The organism is Candidatus Uabimicrobium amorphum (genome assembly GCF_009002475.1).
Taxonomy (GTDB): Bacteria; Planctomycetota; Uabimicrobiia; order Uabimicrobiales; family Uabimicrobiaceae; genus Uabimicrobium; species Uabimicrobium amorphum.
This window is the reverse complement of record NZ_AP019860.1, coordinates 5,038,812-5,055,453: the sequence shown is the minus strand read 5'-3', so window position 1 is coordinate 5,055,453 and position 16,642 is coordinate 5,038,812. Positions and strand designations below refer to the sequence as shown.

The 16,642-nt window shown below is 38.1% G+C and carries 13 protein-coding genes; 4 read left to right on the top strand and 9 right to left on the bottom strand.

What is annotated here, in order from left to right; genetic code table 11:
• Positions 1–12 precede the first annotated feature (12 nt).
• Positions 13–4,329 carry a serine/threonine-protein kinase gene (locus tag UABAM_RS18295; RefSeq protein ID WP_151969454.1) on the top strand — a complete coding sequence of 1,439 codons (4,317 nt, stop codon included), beginning with the start codon at positions 13–15 and terminating at the stop codon, positions 4,327–4,329.
• 4 nt (positions 4,330–4,333) lie between these two features.
• Here the strand turns inward: UABAM_RS18295 and UABAM_RS18290 are convergent, their stop codons facing one another.
• The 3 genes from UABAM_RS18290 to UABAM_RS18280 all read right to left on the bottom strand — a co-directional run bounded on the left by UABAM_RS18290 (position 4,334) and on the right by UABAM_RS18280 (position 8,669).
• Positions 4,334–4,702: a hypothetical protein gene (locus UABAM_RS18290; RefSeq protein ID WP_151969453.1), complete on the bottom strand. Its 369-nt coding sequence runs from the start codon at positions 4,700–4,702 to the stop codon at positions 4,334–4,336.
• Positions 4,703–5,006: 304 nt separating this feature from the next.
• Positions 5,007–6,266, bottom strand: coding sequence for an RNA-guided endonuclease InsQ/TnpB family protein (locus UABAM_RS18285; RefSeq protein ID WP_151969452.1), 1,260 nt, complete (start codon positions 6,264–6,266; stop codon positions 5,007–5,009).
• 273 nt (positions 6,267–6,539) lie between these two features.
• Positions 6,540–8,669, bottom strand: coding sequence for a serine/threonine-protein kinase (locus tag UABAM_RS18280; protein WP_151969451.1), 2,130 nt, complete (start codon positions 8,667–8,669; stop codon positions 6,540–6,542).
• Between the two features lie 128 nt (positions 8,670–8,797).
• Here UABAM_RS18280 and UABAM_RS18275 point away from each other — a divergent pair, with 128 nt between their 5' ends.
• The gene (locus UABAM_RS18275) at positions 8,798–9,883 is read left to right on the top strand and encodes a glycoside hydrolase family 3 N-terminal domain-containing protein (RefSeq protein ID WP_151969450.1); all 1,086 of its coding nucleotides are present in this window, start codon (positions 8,798–8,800) and stop codon (positions 9,881–9,883) included.
• An 84-nt stretch (positions 9,884–9,967) separates the two neighbouring features.
• Positions 9,968–11,059 (top strand): leucine-rich repeat domain-containing protein, encoded by a 1,092-nt coding sequence (locus UABAM_RS18270; protein WP_151969449.1) that lies wholly within the window; start codon positions 9,968–9,970, stop codon positions 11,057–11,059.
• 105 nt (positions 11,060–11,164) lie between these two features.
• On the opposite strand, the gene UABAM_RS18265 is transcribed toward UABAM_RS18270, so the two are convergent.
• The 3 genes from UABAM_RS18265 to UABAM_RS18255 all read right to left on the bottom strand — a co-directional run bounded on the left by UABAM_RS18265 (position 11,165) and on the right by UABAM_RS18255 (position 13,604).
• Positions 11,165–12,133: a hypothetical protein gene (locus UABAM_RS18265; protein ID WP_151969448.1), complete on the bottom strand. Its 969-nt coding sequence runs from the start codon at positions 12,131–12,133 to the stop codon at positions 11,165–11,167.
• 122 nt (positions 12,134–12,255) lie between these two features.
• Positions 12,256–13,170: an ORF6N domain-containing protein gene (locus UABAM_RS18260; RefSeq protein WP_151969447.1), complete on the bottom strand. Its 915-nt coding sequence runs from the start codon at positions 13,168–13,170 to the stop codon at positions 12,256–12,258.
• 95 nt (positions 13,171–13,265) lie between these two features.
• The gene (locus tag UABAM_RS18255; RefSeq protein ID WP_151969446.1) at positions 13,266–13,604 is read right to left on the bottom strand and encodes a hypothetical protein; all 339 of its coding nucleotides are present in this window, start codon (positions 13,602–13,604) and stop codon (positions 13,266–13,268) included.
• Between the two features lie 99 nt (positions 13,605–13,703).
• Here UABAM_RS18255 and UABAM_RS18250 point away from each other — a divergent pair, with 99 nt between their 5' ends.
• Positions 13,704–14,855, top strand: coding sequence for a hypothetical protein (locus UABAM_RS18250; RefSeq protein ID WP_151969445.1), 1,152 nt, complete (start codon positions 13,704–13,706; stop codon positions 14,853–14,855).
• Between the two features lie 68 nt (positions 14,856–14,923).
• Here the strand turns inward: UABAM_RS18250 and UABAM_RS18245 are convergent, their stop codons facing one another.
• From UABAM_RS18245 to UABAM_RS18235, 3 genes are read right to left on the bottom strand one after another with little or no spacing between them, the layout of a single operon-like run.
• Positions 14,924–15,490 carry a hypothetical protein gene (locus tag UABAM_RS18245; protein WP_151969444.1) on the bottom strand — a complete coding sequence of 189 codons (567 nt, stop codon included), beginning with the start codon at positions 15,488–15,490 and terminating at the stop codon, positions 14,924–14,926.
• A 23-nt stretch (positions 15,491–15,513) separates the two neighbouring features.
• Entirely contained in the window at positions 15,514–15,957 is a 444-nt protein-coding gene (locus UABAM_RS18240) for a MarR family winged helix-turn-helix transcriptional regulator (RefSeq protein ID WP_173013401.1), read from the bottom strand.
• Complete coding sequence (locus UABAM_RS18235) at positions 15,954–16,538, bottom strand: NAD(P)H-dependent oxidoreductase (RefSeq protein ID WP_151969442.1); 585 nt, start codon at positions 16,536–16,538, stop codon at positions 15,954–15,956. The genes UABAM_RS18240 and UABAM_RS18235 overlap by 4 nt, the downstream gene beginning before the upstream one ends.
• Positions 16,539–16,642: the final 104 nt, after the last annotated feature.

Genomic DNA, 16,642 nt, shown 5'->3' with positions numbered 1-16,642 from the left:
TTAGGAAAAAAGATGGACAACTTATTGACCGACACCAATGATATGACACAATTGCCTGAACATTTTGCATACCAAATCACCGAAAAATTGGGACAAGGAGGTATGGGAGAGGTTTACAAAGCGTTGGAAAAAAATTCACAACGCACAGTTGCTATAAAATTCATCTCTACGACGACTCATCAACAGGTTACCAAAAAGAGATTTTTACGCGAAGCGCAATTATCAGCGCAATTAAACCACCCCAATATTATCAAAGTTTACAAGGTAGGATTTGTAAACAATCACATGTACATTGTCATGGAATATATTTGTGGTGAAACACTCGATGTTTTCCTCAAAAAACAATGCTTGTCCTTGGAAGAAAAACTGCATCTACTAGAGTCCATCGCTCGTGCACTGCACTACGCACACACGAAAAAGATCGTCCATCGCGATATTAAACCCGCGAATATCATCGTTACACAACAACGGCATCCTATTGTCATGGATTTTGGTTTGGCAAAAAGTATCCAAGTGCAAGATCACAAACTAACAAAAACAGGAGATATCATAGGAACGCCGCGCTACATGTCACCGGAGCAAATGCAAGGACGCCACCAAATCGATGCACGCACTGACGTATATGCACTAGGGGCTATTCTATACGAAATGATTGCTGACACACATATGATCAAAGGAGAATCTGCAATTGAAATTTTATTCAATTTGCAAACGAGAAACATCATCCCTTTATCACAACACGTGCCCACTATTTCCAAAGACATAGAGAGTGTGTTTTTAAAAGCTACGGCACCGCAAAATAAACGCTATACCAATGCCAAAGTTTTAGCCGATGACCTCCACAACTTTTTATCTTCACAAAAAGTTTCCGCGAGATCATTCCGTTTCTATACTCGATTAAGAAAAGTGTTTCACCTTGCTTCGGCAGTTCTTTTTATATTTACAATTTTGATTGTATATCGCAATTTTTTCGAGAACAAGACTCCACAAATAAAAATCACACCCTTGGTAAGGGCAGAACGTCTAATCAATCAAGGTTTGTACGTCGCAGCGCAAGATCTTCTGCTAACAATTTATCGCAATAGCGAAAATAGCGACATCCAACAGAAGATCGCCCAAAAGCTCGTCATCACTTATGGAAATTCAAAACAATATGACGAAGCTCAACAACTATATGAAAAACACTTCCAAAAGCTTTCCCCAGACGTTCCCACAATCTTAGCGATTATGGAAGTATATTATGCAAAACAAAAACTCAAAAAAATAGACAAACTACCAGAGCCAACCTCTGCGGTACGCATCAAAAAACTTCATTACACAGGTATTCTCTATTATCAAAAAGGAAAATACTCCATTGCTCTACAGTTCTTAGAAAAAGCACAATCTCAATCTCAAACACCCGATGTACAGTTAGTTCTCCACATAGCGCGCTGCCGTTATGAGAGGTCACAACAAAAAGATATAAATATTCAAAGTCTTAAAAAAACAATAGAGAGTTTGCAACAAGTTCAAAAAAGCGCACCCGATAACCCTGAAATTTTAGATAATTTGGGAAGATACTATCTAATGGGGTCGGAGGTGAGCAAAGAAAAAAAATCGCAATACTTAAAAAATGCCGCAGAATGTTTTCAACAATGTATCGATCGCAACCCCAACAAAGGAAAATACTACGCTCTGTTAGGAGAAACTTATTTTCGCCAACACAAGTACATTTCTGCTCACAAAGTATTGACCAAATCCATAGAAATTAGCGGCGTAAACATTCAAGCGATCGATCTATTAATGCAGCTATTACAAAAACTACCCTCTTTACAAGAAAACAGTATGTCTTTTTTGAAATATATGATCAACCAAACCATCAAAGTCTCCCCTCCCGATCTTTTCGCGACTCATTTTACCGAGATCGAGAAAAAGTATGTCAAAGAATATACAAAGCGATGCGCTGCCAGAAAAAATGAAGGAAAAATCCTCCCACTTTTGCGAAAAATATCGCAAATCGTCAAAATGCAAAAAAACCACGTACGATCAGATCACGACAACACAGTTTATAATAAAGCATTCCAAGGTCTTTTTAGCCTACGTTACCATCCACAATTGCAACGAGAAATACGTAAATTATCGCGAAAATTCTCTGGGGAAAAACGACAAAAAATCTTAATGATGGGAAAAAATATTGACCTGGAAAAAACACGCGAGCAAGACTTTGCACTCTACCACAAAATGGCTTACTCGTATCTCCATGATGACATACTCATTTTTGAAGAGGAAGATCAACAACATTTGGCAAAAGTCGCAAACGATCACCGCATAGATGCAGATCTTCGTTATCTTGCCGCAAAAGCACTCTTAAAATTGACTCACTTTGCAGAGTTGGAAAGATTGTCACAAAAGTACCTCCAAGAAAAAAGCGATATCGTAGGTGCCATCATTGCGGTGAGTGTCTTACGTGAAGCAGGAATTCACAAAGACACGGAAGCTTTTCATCATTTAAATGTAGTGGACCATACGCGAAAAGACTATTCATTCATTTGTGCTCTTGTCGCCAAAAACGCTTTTGTCTACGACACAGATCGCCACAACAATACCCACAAACACACATCGGCAAAAAACAACAAACTATTATTGCAAACGATCATACCATTGTTAGAAAGCAACAACGTACGCGTTCGGTTGTACGCTGCCGCGAGTATTTTTTCAATATCGAAAAATCCCAAAGCGAAAAAAATTTTACTAAGAAGCATGGATTACAAAAACGACAAGGATTACAACAGCGACAATGAAAATTATCGCGCCTTTGCCCACTATTATTTTTGGATAACTCCCCAAAAAAAATACAACCGTAAGAAAATCATCGGTAAATACAAACAAGGGTTGCGTGATCCGAGCCCCAAAGTGCAGTCTGTGGTCCTTCTTTTTGTAAATATTTACGATTATTTAGTGGAAAAAGATTTCGCACACATTTTACAAAAACTCAGCGAAAAAAAGAATCATGTAGGTTTGAGCGCTCTATATGCATATTGCAGTAAAAATCGCGACTACAAAAAAATACAAAACCTTTTTATATACAATCCCAAGAGGAAGGCTTTCATTCAGATTTATGCATATGTGCTAGCTAATTTTGTACGCGCATTTAGTCCGAGCGGCCAAATGAAAAACAGAAAGCGCCTTTACCAAATGCAACACGAACTTCCCGTCATTTTGCAAAATTCCAATCCACTATTGAGTCAGTGGGCGTGCTGGTTTTTCGGTTTTTTAGGCCATTATCGTCTAGATATCATTGAAAAGCAAAAACACCTCCACAACTGCATCTTGGTGTGTATGAGACAAGCGGTAATCGACAAACCGTTTATTGATTTGATTGTGAAAAGAACGAGTATTCAAAAAAAATGGGCTTTCGTCAACAAATGCCTAGAGTCACAAAATCCGCAAATATACAAAAATGCGATGGCGGCAAAAGTATTACTCTCTCCTGAAGAGCGCGACAACATTTATCAACAAGTCAAGTCGTTGGGTGATGAGCAACGTTTGGGAGCGGCACTTGGTTTCTACAGTATATTGAGATCCACCATTGGCAAGAAGACAATTTTTTCCCAAGCGCATATTCATAAATCGGTAGAAGATGACTACCAAAAATACTTGACTTTTTTAGTCAAACACCCTCGGAAAAAAAAGTTTGTAAAATGGTTAACATATGCCATCAACTTGTCGCAAAACGCACAATGGGACCACGAACGTTTTTTAAATTACATACCCAGATTTTATTACGAAAGAGCTATCATTTATCGTCATATGAAAAAAACGCACGCCGCGATCACTGATTTAATAAAAGCCATTGATTTAGAACCAGATTACCCGCGCTATAAAATCGAACTGGCAGAAATCTACTTATCGCAAAAAAAGGCGCATTTGGCAGAAAAATTTTTGCCAAATTTATCAGAACTCACCACAGCAAGATTGCTGTCTCGTTTAGCAAAACTTCACAGTAAAATAGGAAATCACGATCAAGCGATCGCCATTGGAAAATATTTACTTTTGAAGTTTCGCAAAGATTTTTACGGCGCTTTTCTTGCTGATTTGTTCATCAGAAAAGTTGCTGCAGCGAAAAGACAAGGGAAGGACTCACAACAGTTGCAAATCGACACACAAATGGCACGTCAGAACTTATTATACGCTTTACGAAAAAACCGACGCATGAGTTTGGTCCGAAATCATCTGTGGATAACGAAACATTATTTGCAAAAAACTTTTCCAAACCTAACTCCATTTATCCAAGACCCACAAATACACGCGCACCTTCTTCTCATCAAACAACATATTGGTAAAAAGTAAAATGTTACAGATGCTCTGTAGAGTTTACATAACCAACGACGACAAGACTGTTATCAAAAGCCACCATCTCTCCTTCAAAAAATAAGGGGATGATTTCTTGGGTGATGTTGTTTTCAATCACACAGTTTTGATCTTGCCCAAAGACGACAATGCCACGCTGCACGTTTTGCTGGCTTTGCCATTCGACAACATCGCCCACAAAAATTTTGTTGCGATTGCGATCTTTGACTCCGGTGAATAAATCTTTATCGTCATAGTCAATTTCGCTACCGTTCCACCAAAAGCCATCTTTCGAAAAAAAATAACGTGTACCAATTTCGCGTGAATAACCGACAAATTTTCCATCTTTCTTTAAACGATATTGAATTTCCATTGCATTCCCCTACGGTCTCAAATAGTTTTTTAGTGTTCAACAAATGCACGTCACAACATATATTATACAACAATAAGGGAAAATGTCGACTATTTACCACGAAAAAATAATAATCGTACACTAGTAAAACCTAACTCGTGAACCCTCCCCGGCTTGAAGAAGCCGGGGCTTCCAAAAGCAAGAGATTTCAAGAAGTATACATCAGGTAATAAATGGGCGTTTATCCACAAGGATAAACTCATCTACAAAGGATGCCACTATTCCATCAGTACTCCCGACAACTGTTAGTACAAGTGAGTCAGACTTATAACCTGACTCTCCTAACAGGCTCGGAACAAAGCTTTCTACTACTTTTGCCACTTGCGGCAGGCCGTAGATACTTGATTTCATCAATTTTAATATCAAGATTTTTAATCACTTTATACTTATACAGCGAAAGTATATTACGTGCTCCATGTAAATCACGATGTTCGCGATAACCACAGTAACAAGAATATACTCTACCGCGAGACTTCTTCTTGCGGTTGCAGACAGGACATGTCTGCGTTGTCCATGCTTCATTTTCTTTGACAAGTTCTATTGGGTTTGCTGCAAGTTTGTAAGTGAGATAAGAGAGTAGCAAGCCAAATGACCATTGGCTTAGCTTCTGGTTTATTTTTCGGGAACGTCGTTTTTTCTTGGGATTTGCTTTCTTGCGACCAGATGTGTTGCGTTGTACACCCTCTACATCTCCCACAACAACTGTTTTGATATTGTTTTCTTTTGCCCACTTGACAAAGTTGTGACTAGTTTTGTGCAGAATATCGTTTTGTTGTGCACTCATTTTTCCAGCAATAGAGTGCATCGCTCGCTTAAGCTTCTTCCACCTTCTTGAGCCTTTTTTTCTCCGGGCAAGCTTTTTGTATATCTCTCGATATTTTTTGTTGCGCAAGCGCTTGATGGAGCGTAACTCTCGTGCGGTAATGATGAGCGATTTTCCTGTTTCACTCACACTAGCAATCGAGTGAATTTCACCCATGTCAATCGCTGCAACTTGTGTGCTGTTGTTTGCCAATATTTTTTTTCCATCTTCAAAGCACACAGCAAGCATCAGTTTTTTGTTATACACCAATTCGATTTCTTTTATCTTACCTTGTGGTAAATTCTTTACTCTTACCACTATTGACTTTTGTCTTTTTCGGTCTTTGATTCCAAGAGAAAGTGTTATGCGTTTTTTGTCTTCTGAAATACGAAAACCATCTTTTGTCCATTTCGTTGAAAAGTAATTTTTTTCTCGCCACGGATAGCGATTATTGTAACCTTTTGCTCTGGCTGAGCGTGCAGCATCTCGCGCATCGAGGTATTTGTGACATACTGCCTGAATCGACTGTGAATGTAGTGGATATTTACGTTTTGTTGCTTTTTGTAACTCAGTTTTCGTTATCCACTTTCCTGTTTGCTTGCTGTAGTTTTTGGATATTTGTAAACAATCGTTGTACACTTTTGCACTTATTCTATTGCAATCAAACAGTCGTTGTAAATCGCTCTTATTTGTCCGAAAATTTATCTTTTTTACCTTGAGCATCGATTTTTATTTCACCTTGAGTTTTATGTACTTTCCAAAAATATAATTTTTATTCCTAAATCCATTGTATCTTTATATTTTTTGATAGTCAAACAAAACTTACGGCTTATGTACTCACTTCTGTTTTTTTAGTATTGATCTTTGCACAAAGATAAATCATAATTTATCTTTGTGCAATATTTTAGATGCCCATTCATCCCCAACCTATAGAGGATGGGGACTTCTGGGAATTTTGTCAAATGAAAACTAAAAACTAATGTTCCCAAGTACTAGTTACTTTCTCAAAGCGTGCGCTTTTTGTAAATATTCATTTGCGAGGGGAAGGTCTTGTAGCTGCTGATAACAGAGATGCAGACCATAGTAAGGCCACCAATCACCCGGATGTAGAGAAGTTGCCTTTTTGAAATCGGAAATGGCTTCAGAATACTTCTTGTGACGAAAGTACAAAAGGCCTCTATTTTTGTATGCTTCAAAAAACTGCCTGTCAAGATTTATCGCTTTTGTAAAGTCGGAAAAAGCCTTTTTGAGATCTTTTTTTTCGTATGCGTAAATATAGGCGCGACGATTGTACACCGGTGCATAACGAGGGTTTATTTGTATTGACTTAGCAAAGTCATCCAAAGCTAGATCCACCTGCTTGGTTTGCGCATATAAACTTCCGCGGTTGTAATACAAAAGCGCATTATTGCTGTCCAAACTCAGGGCCTTTGTATAATCTGTCAACGCCAGATTCCATTTCTTGTCACGAAAAAACAAGTTACCACGATTGAAGTACGCGTTGGCGTAATTTGGTTTTAAGCGAATCGCCGCATTAAAATCATCCAATGCTTTTTCTGGTTGGCGCATTTGTACATTTAGGAGTCCGCGATTGAGGTGAGTATCTGCTCGTGGAGCTATGTCAATGGCTTTGTCATAACAAGCCATTGCTTGCAGATATTTTTTCAAATCAAAATACACCACTCCCAAATTGGTGTACGCTCGCTCATTGTTCGGCGCAAGATCTAAGACTTTTTGCAAATCGTCTGTGGCTTTTTGATATTCTTGCGTATCGATGTACAAAACAGCGCGGTTAAAATAAATACTGTGATTCTTTGGTTGTATGGCAAGAGCTTTTTCATAATCGGCAAAGGCTTTTTGATATTCTTTATTTCTTGCATAGAGTCCTGCGCGGTTACTATAAGCCTCGACGTTCTCGGTGTTGTTTTTTATTTCTTTTGTGTAATAGGCAATGCTCTTTTGTTTTTGTCCTGTCATCTGCGTCACATACGCTTTGACAAAACTCCAATCCTCATTTTCGCCATACCGTTCTACATCTTCAAAAATATTCGTAAACAGCTGCGCAAACCGCTTATCTTTTTGTAGAGACTTGTGGTGTTGTAACGAGTGATCTAGTACTTTCATCACTTTATTGAGAGCACTTTTCGCTTTTTCTTTTTCGCCCTCAGCATAATTGAGCGCATTCATTGTCACCACCAACGACCCAAGCAATATCACAAAAATAATGACAATGCTACTGCATACCACTTTGTGCTTATACAAAATATTCTTTAGCAAATCCCAAGACGTATATCTTTTGGCGAGTATCGGTTTATGAGCCTTGAAGTTCTCAAATTCCTTAGCCAACTGCAAAAAATTCCCGTATCTTTTGTGTGGATTGCGCTGTAAACATTTCAGACAAATGGCTTCCAAATAAACAGAAATATCCGGATTTAATTGCCGTGGTGGAATGGGTGTACTGTTGGTGATTTGGTAGATCACATTAATTTCCAATGCTCCCTGATATACTGGACGATAGGTCAAACACTCGTACAAAGATGCCCCCAGCGCATAAATATCGCTTTTCATATCGGTATGTCCTTCTACCTGCTCGGGGGCCATGTAGTGTAAAGTGCCGAGCATTTGCCCAGATTTTGACAATTGTTTTGTCACATCGGAACGTCGTGCGAGACCAAAATCCATCACCTTTACACCGTTTTTTCCCACCATAATATTGCTGGGCTTGATATCACGATGGGTAATCTTATTTTTGTGCATGTAATGTAGTGCTTGACAAACAGAAATCATCACTTCCACTAAATATGCCTCGGAAACGTTGCGTTCCTTGATTTGTTGCGTCAAAGTCGTTCCTTCGACATACTCCATCGTAAAATAAGGACGCGGAGTATAACCGTACTCATAAAAGCGTACAATATTCGGGTGATTGAGTTTGGCCACTGTGGTGATTTCACGAAAAAAGCGCTCCAAGTCCTCTCGGTTGTTCCCTAAAATCACTTTAAGCGCCACAATACAACGCAATTGTGTATCATACGCTTTATAAACAACGCCCATGCCACCACGCCCTAACTCCTCGTGAAGTTGATAGCGACCAAATGTCGTTGACACTCCATATTTTTTGTCTGTCATAACTCGATTCCATTCCAAAGTGTTACATGAATATTACATTTTCCTAAAAAATCTATTTTTTTACAAGCCGCTTCCCTATAATATTCAGAATAACATGTATACACAGAACTCTTCATGATGGAGTATTTATGAACCCCCATAAGCGTCTAATCACAGGTATCTCGACAACCAAACTAACCAACGAAGAAAAAACTATTTTACAAGATATACAGCCAGGAGGGGTCATACTATTTGGCCGCAATATCGAATCGCAACAACAACTCGCCGACCTCATCGCCGAAATTTACGACATTCTAAAAACACCACTCATTGCTATTGACCAAGAAGGTGGACGAGTTGCAAGACTGAGAGAAATAGGCGTAGAACCGCCTTCGGCACTAGAACTACGTACCCATGGCAATACACATCACATCACCCAACACGGCAAACTAACCGGTCAGTTACTACAACAATGGAATATCAATCTAGATCTCTGCCCTGTAGTAGACCTTTCTTACCAAGGAGACCAGCACAACTCCCTAAAAAATCGCACTTGGGGTGAAGACTTTCTCACGGTAATTCAAAATGCGCAAGCCTTTATCACAGGATTACAGCAAAGTAATGTTCTGTGTTGTGCCAAGCATTTCCCGAGCTATTCCCAAGCAAAAATAGATCCCCACCATCAACTACCCACAATGCACCCCACCTACGAAGAGATGCGCAACAACCATTGGCAGCCGTATATCCAACTCAAAGACCACTACGACTCGATCATGGTCGGACACGCTTTTTATCCGCATTTGGACAACTCAGGTGTTCCATCCTCTCTATCTAAAAAAATCAACAATTACATTCGCGAAGATGTGGGATTTGAAGGTGTGGTCGTCAGCGACGACTTGGACATGGGAGCAATTATCGAGAACTACGATTACAAAGAGGCCGTAGACATGGCCCTAAAGGCAGGAAATGATTTACTACTACTTTGCCATCAATTTGACAAGCTAGAACTTGCCGCAAACGTCGCACAACAACAGTCGAAGGAAGAAAATGAAGCCTCACTACACAGAATAGACAAGTTGTTGAGTCGCGTCGCACCATTCACAACAACAAATTTTTCGATTGTTGAACAAATTAACCAAGAAACCTTTGAGCTAAGAGCTTCGTTAATTGGTGCAGAAAAGGCCAAACAGCACAGTCCTGAAGACGCCAATCGCTCACCAGTGGAAGATTTTTAGACAAAAAATCTTATGAGATTATGCTAAAGCTTGTTATGAAAAAGTCACTACAATAAAATTTACACTGAAAAATGGATATTCAAAATGCAAGTAAAATCGAAGTCGCTACAAACAATAGAAAATAACACTTCATATTATGGCTGCGCTTTCTTTCTAAAAGAAAAAGCCTCTCAGATAGAGGGGTGTATTTTTGAAAATTGCAGTTTTCGTACCGATGCTGATTTTCAAAAAATAAAAAACTGTCAATTTATCAATTGTAATTTTTCTAATCGCTTTCGGTTGGAAATAACAGAGTTGTCTGAAGAAATCGGGCAACTGACCTCTCTTACAGAATTACATTTGTCTGGCCCAAGAATAAAAGAATTACCAAAAGAAATGTTTCAACTACCTTCTCTTACTCACTTATATTTAACTCACACACGTATAGAAAAATTGCCTAAAAAGATTGGGCTACTCACTTCTCTTACTAAATTACATTGTTTTTTTGCCAAAATAACAGAGTTACCAAAAGAGATCGGGCTACTCACTTCTCTTGCTCACTTAAATTTGACCCATGAACCAATAACAGAATTGCCTAAAGAAATCGGGCTACTCACTTCTCTTACTTACTTAAATTTATACAACACCAAAATAACAGAATTGCCTAAGGAGATTGGGCAACTCTCTTCTCTTACGGAACTAGATTTGAGTATCACAGAAATAACAAAGTTACCAAAAGAGATTGGGCAACTACATTCTCTCACCCAATTAGATTTGAGCAACACGAAAATAACAGAGTTACCAAAAGAGATCGGACAACTCTCTTCTCTCACTCAATTAAATTTGAGTGACACAAAAATAACAAAGTTACCAAAAGAGATCGCGCTACTACCTTCTCTTGCTCGCTTAAATTTGCGTAACACCGAAATAACAGAATTACCAAAAGAAATCGCGTTACTACCTTCTCTTACTCACTTAAATTTGAATGACACGAAAATAACAAAGTTACCAAAAGAGATCGCGCAACTATCTTCTCTCACTCAATTAGATTTACATGGTGCAAAAATAACAGAGTTGCCAAAAGAGATCGCGCTACTGCCTTCGCTTACTAAATTAAATTTGAGCAACACGAAAATAACAAAGCTACCAAAAGAGATCGAACGATTACTTTCTCTTACTTACTTCGATTTGATATAAATCTATATTTAACTACAATATTCGTTATCCGTGGTTTCTTCAAGCCGGAACGGTTAACTCCAATAATAATATATCGTTGCTTTCCAGCAACGATAGACACAAAATCTACGATGTTCTAAAGTCGAATGTCTTGTTGAATGAATCTAAAAAAAGTTGTAGATTTTTATCTTTGGCATACTCTACCCGGTCAACAACGATTTCAATGGTCAATGCGACTTGTCTTTTTGTATATGTTAGCACCTTCACCCAAAACTTTTTATTGTCATTTTCCCCGTGCAAGTAGTAAAGCTTTGCTTCTTTCCCGCGCAAATTCTGTTTTCCATTTAACGACTTATAGGTAATCTTATCTATACTGTGTTGTTTCTTTATCGATTCAATCATATTGCGTACAATTTCAGATTTTGACTTTACCACAAAATTACGGCTTAATTTTGCCCAACGGATAAACACATATATCTTTCGTCCTTCGACAAGTATGACACTACGATGTTCGGGCTGTGATCCCGTTGTTAATTTTTGACTGTCAACAACCTTTACAACATCAGGATATACAAAAGAATATTTTGGATTGGCAAATTTTTTCATCCTGATTCTTCTGGGCTTGTTCTTTTCCCGTTTAGGTTTTACGTCTTCTTTTGGCTTTGCGTCTTCCTTTGGTTTTGGATCTTCCTTTGGCTTGGGTTCTTCCTTTGATTTTGATTTGTTGCTTTCTTTTTGAGCACTTGTTTGAGAATCACCTTCAGGAAAAAAAGTCTGCTTGACGATATATAAAAGTAAATCTTTTCTCATTTTCAAACGAATGATAATACGATGACTTTTCTCGGAGTATTGCAGTATCTCCGGCGTCCCCATTAAATAAGAACGCCAATTCTTTTTGACATACTTACTGATGTCTCGTTCCTTTGCCTTAAAATTCTCCTTCAGATTCTTTGCGAGAAATTTCATCATCGCTTTGTGCACCGCTTTCTGAGCAGCACTCTTTTTACTCGATCCCTTCGCTGCCGATATTGTCTCACCGTAAACTACAGTACCTAACAAGGTGCAAATCACAGCCGTAATAAAAAATTTTCTCATAGTAATCCCCTAATAATTACGTGGTATTTTATTTGGTTAACTTCTCGTAAAGTACAAAATAGAAACAAACTGCACCGTACTTTCTATTCTCAAAATTAATTGCGCCACAATTGCGCCAAGTGCTATCTCGATTCGTTTTGCAAATGTGACATGACATAATGTACACTTCTGCCTTTACCTTCTTTTACAAAAACACCTTTATTAACCAAGCTATTCAAATCTCGAAGAGCCGTTCTTCTTGGAATATCAAACAATTCTCTGTAGTTTTTATTTGTAATACGCCCATGTTTTTCCACATAACAAACCACTTGTTTTTCTCTATCTGTAAGATCCATTTTCTCTGTGATTAGAGAGGTAGTCGTAAAGTTATCCACACGCAAGTTGTCTTTATCCACAATGACTTTTGTAAACTCATCTTTGATTTGTAGCAAATCGTCTTCCATTTTAGAAATACAGTTCGTTAGGGAAACATTGACTTCGCGGATTTCTTCTATTCTACTACTGTTTGCGCGCTCCTCACTCATTTGAACAGAACACTCTTTTTCTATATTTGCAATTCTATCTTCGACAGAGGTAATTCTTCGATCAAAAGATATGCGAACATCATCCAAGCGATTGTTAATAGCAGCGATTATCTTTGCCGTAATAATATCCCACTTGTCATCTCGAACACCTGTATTTTCTAGCTCTGTAAAGGCACGAATGATATCCACCGAACGCTTAACCGCCACTTCTGACTTCAGCAAAGTCGATAGCATATTCATCCCTTTTGCTGTAAAAGCTTTGGGAGCAAAACCTCTGTCCCAGAAGAGGTGCCAAATTGGCACCTCTTTCAAAAGCCTTATTTCTTCTCGGGTTAATTCGAAGTAAAAGTCACTTGGAAACCGCTCTCGGTGTCTAAGGACAACTCTATTTACTTGTTTTGTCTCTGTTTGATAAATTTCGGCAGCTGTTCTATCCAAAATCGCTTTAGGTCTACCAGGTAGAGTTAGTATGGGATAGTACCGCTCACCTACTGATATTGCAAGGCTTTGCATAGTATTTCCTTTTGTGTTCTAAAAGAATTACGTCTAATTGCGCCACATTATATTATAAATTGCGCCAACACCACATCAACCGTGAGCAGTTTCACTTACAGCGGCAACACGGTTTTATTCATGTATTTTGCTCCCAAGAAACCAAGAATAGCCCCAGGTATCAGGCTTATTCGTACTACAATATATTGCAAGCTGCTATCCGGAAAAAATAACACTACGATTGATCCGGCAATTGCTCCGACAAAAACAGCAAAAGTAGGAATGAAGAAAACATACCTCAAAAAAATTTTTGCACGAATACTTATTTGAATTTTTGCAAAACAACTGTATAAAACTGCACCAAAAATCATTCCCAATAACAAACCAATCACTATATTTATCTGAACTTCCACATAGTGAATCAAAGACATACTTATCAACGCACAGATAAACATACATTTCCAACATACGTAATAATTAAAATTTGAATTTCCGATAACCGTATCTTTCTGTAAAATGGATTTCATCAAAAAAAGTGGCAAGTAACTTTAGATATGATAACAACTATTTTTATTGTTGTGGGGGAAAAAATGATACGCTACCGTCACGGAAAATTTAAAGCGTTTTTAGTCGGATATGATTGGAACAAAATGTTTCAGGCAATCACAACGATACTCATAGGCATAGGTGCGGGACTATACCAACATGAGCAAGGAGAATTTCTCCAAAAATCACGCCCATTTCTTTTGATAGGAGGGGCGCTTTTAGTTACATGTCTACTTATCAAAATCGCTCTTTATCTAGGATTATGGGATGCCAACAAATTAAAAGGAGCTGTAACCGGTAAAAAACAACGCAAAAAGAAACGAGGTATTGATATCAATGGGATTTTACAAGAAATTCTCACCGTTCTTTTAGGTATTGGTATCGGAATGTGCTCGACACCAGTTGTCAATAACGTGGTGATCTTTGAAAGCACCGAGTATCCCGACCCCACCCCTGGACTTATTCTAATTGCCGTTTGTGTCTTTCTACAAATTATTCTTTACTCCAAAGCTCTTGACTTTAGCCAAACAAGCTTTCTACAACTAGGAAAGATCAAAACCTTTTTAGCCCGCTACAATTGGAATAGTGTCACCCATGAAATTTCCTCTACCATGATTGGTATTGGCGTCGGTTTTTACATGTACGAAGCCGGATTTAAATTGATTTTTGATAAATGGTTTCCAGGTCTAACGGAAAAACTTTGGGGAAGTGGAGTGGCCCAATCTTACTTAGCCGATGAGTTGGGAATTTTTGGTATTTTTGCCTCAAACCAACTCGATGATATGTTCACAACAAAAAAACCACTCGTCATGACCGGCCTCATCATCATTGGGGTATGTGTTCTCGTTAAAATTTTATTGTATCTCCGGCAACTCAATATGAACAAAGTACGCGATAGCTTACTACGCCAACGCGCAACAAAAAAAGCAAGTAGCGTAGATTATAGAGGGATTGCCGACGAAATGGTGAGCTTGGCCTTCACTTTATTTCTGGGCGTTCTACTAACACCTTATATCAAAAATGCCGTAGGAGAAAGCGACCCTTATGGATACCAAGTTTTTGGTATTTGTGGCACCATTCTTTTTGGATGGATGAAGTTGGCCCTTATTGTAGGTGCTTTACAATTTGGACAACGGCGGAAGTCTAGAAGTAAACGTTAACAAAAGACATACAATATTCAAAAAAGGGAGCTGTAACGAAGCTCCCCAGAAACTCAATAGATTTGAAATCATACAAAATAATCTCCAAGATAATGACTTGGAGAAATTGTCTCATTACGAACCTCAGTAATATTGTATTTCTCATCAAGTCTCACAGTAACAAGATATTCATTATCTGAAAATAAATTCGAATAAAATTTAGACCTTGGCATTCTTGTAAAGTTGAGCGGATAACTTAGATAAAGACCTCGAATATAGCCTCCATACAATAGTGTTGGTAGTTTATGTAATTTTTCATAGGGAAGCTCTATAAGCTTTTGTAACTTAGGATACCCTGCAAAAGCTTTTGTAATTTCTTCACTTTGTCGCAAAACACAAGAGATAACCTTCCACTGGTTCGCGGTCATCTCAAATTTATCTAAAAATACACTCAAATTGACATTGACAAAATTATTCACAAGGTCCATTTTCACCAGTCGTTCCAATTCATCTAAAGGAATACCTATTTTGAAACCTGTTCCGTCTGATAGAGAAAATGAAGTACACAAACCTTGACTTTCCACTTTTGTCACATGACAACCTTCTTTGTCCCAATAAAAATTTATAGGCATTTCTAAACTTTCCAGTAAAAACATCCAGCACATTTCTTCAACAAGTATTACTTTTCCAATTTATTGAGTTTGACAATCATATCATTTAGCAATTTAGCGTTCTTCTCGCCATATACTTCATTATAACGATGAAACAATTGCTTCCAGCACTTATGAATACGAGGGATGAGATCACGTCCTTCGGGAGTAATTGAGGTATAAGAAACACGCCCCTTTAATTCCCGAACACAAAACCCCTCTTTTTCCAGTTTGTCAATAAAACGCGTAATCGTAGAAGGTGCTAGTCCAAGTAATTCAGATAAATAACTCGCTGTACACATTTCATTCTCATTAAGCGCCATTAACAAAAAAGCATGACTGGGGACTAAATTAATTTCGGAAAAAATATCCTTGGCCAATTTGTTTATATGCCTTTGTAAACGAGACAGTGAAAAATACAAGCAACCATCGAAATAATCGTCGATTTTAGCATCGATGTTTTTATCACTCATGTTAGTTTTACCGCTTTTTCTTCGGCTTTTCTTTGAACAGCCCATGGATCAGAGCGGTCTGGATCATCTAAAATCTCAAGCCACTTTTTTCCTGTATTCTCAATATCTTCATAACTGGCTGCCACAGAATCATGCATCCAAAGAGCAGGTAAGAATTTCATACGGCAAAGTGTCGCCGTCTGTTGCAACGGCTTTAAAAATTCCTGAATAGAAAAACTATTATAACCTCCAGGCATATAGGATTCGCTGGGTCCGCCAACGGAGATCATTAGCTGAAGCTCTTTGTCCATAAGCTTATCTCCTTTTGTTCCATATGCAAAATTGTAAGTCAAAACATCGTCCATCCATTTTTTCAATAGCGGAGGAACGGAATACCAATAAAATGGATATTGCACAATGATACGATCATGTGCGACTAAATCCGCTTGTTCCTTTTCAACATCAATGCAAAAATCAGGATATTCTTCGTAAACATCCCGCGACTTATTCACTTTACCACTATCTTCTATCTGTTGTTTCCATGTTTTATTGACACGAGACTTAGATAAGTTTGGATGAAAAACTAAGTGTAAAATTTTCATAGTCATCCTCATAATTTCGTATAGATATGTATAAGAAAACGTACATTCGTGCAACACTATGTTTTCTTCGACTTGCCAAAACACTTGTATATACAAATATAAAA

Excerpts from the sequence above, each read along its gene's own strand:
- UABAM_RS18270 (WP_151969449.1), top strand. The coding sequence starts at position 9,968 with ATGCAAGTAAAATCGAAGTCGCTACAAACAATAGAAAATAACACTTCA.
- UABAM_RS18295 (WP_151969454.1), top strand. The coding sequence starts at position 13 with ATGGACAACTTATTGACCGACACCAATGATATGACACAATTGCCTGAA.
- UABAM_RS18265 (WP_151969448.1), bottom strand. The coding sequence starts at position 12,133 with ATGAGAAAATTTTTTATTACGGCTGTGATTTGCACCTTGTTAGGTACT.
- UABAM_RS18240 (WP_173013401.1), bottom strand. The coding sequence starts at position 15,957 with ATGAGTGATAAAAACATCGATGCTAAAATCGACGATTATTTCGATGGT.
- UABAM_RS18245 (WP_151969444.1), bottom strand. The coding sequence starts at position 15,490 with ATGTTTTTACTGGAAAGTTTAGAAATGCCTATAAATTTTTATTGGGAC.
- UABAM_RS18280 (WP_151969451.1), bottom strand. The coding sequence starts at position 8,669 with ATGACAGACAAAAAATATGGAGTGTCAACGACATTTGGTCGCTATCAA.
- UABAM_RS18235 (WP_151969442.1), bottom strand. The coding sequence starts at position 16,538 with ATGAAAATTTTACACTTAGTTTTTCATCCAAACTTATCTAAGTCTCGT.
- UABAM_RS18275 (WP_151969450.1), top strand. The coding sequence starts at position 8,798 with ATGAACCCCCATAAGCGTCTAATCACAGGTATCTCGACAACCAAACTA.
- UABAM_RS18250 (WP_151969445.1), top strand. The coding sequence starts at position 13,704 with ATGATAACAACTATTTTTATTGTTGTGGGGGAAAAAATGATACGCTAC.
- UABAM_RS18285 (WP_151969452.1), bottom strand. The coding sequence starts at position 6,266 with ATGCTCAAGGTAAAAAAGATAAATTTTCGGACAAATAAGAGCGATTTA.
- UABAM_RS18255 (WP_151969446.1), bottom strand. The coding sequence starts at position 13,604 with ATGTTTATCTGTGCGTTGATAAGTATGTCTTTGATTCACTATGTGGAA.
- UABAM_RS18290 (WP_151969453.1), bottom strand. The coding sequence starts at position 4,702 with ATGGAAATTCAATATCGTTTAAAGAAAGATGGAAAATTTGTCGGTTAT.
- UABAM_RS18260 (WP_151969447.1), bottom strand. The coding sequence starts at position 13,170 with ATGCAAAGCCTTGCAATATCAGTAGGTGAGCGGTACTATCCCATACTA.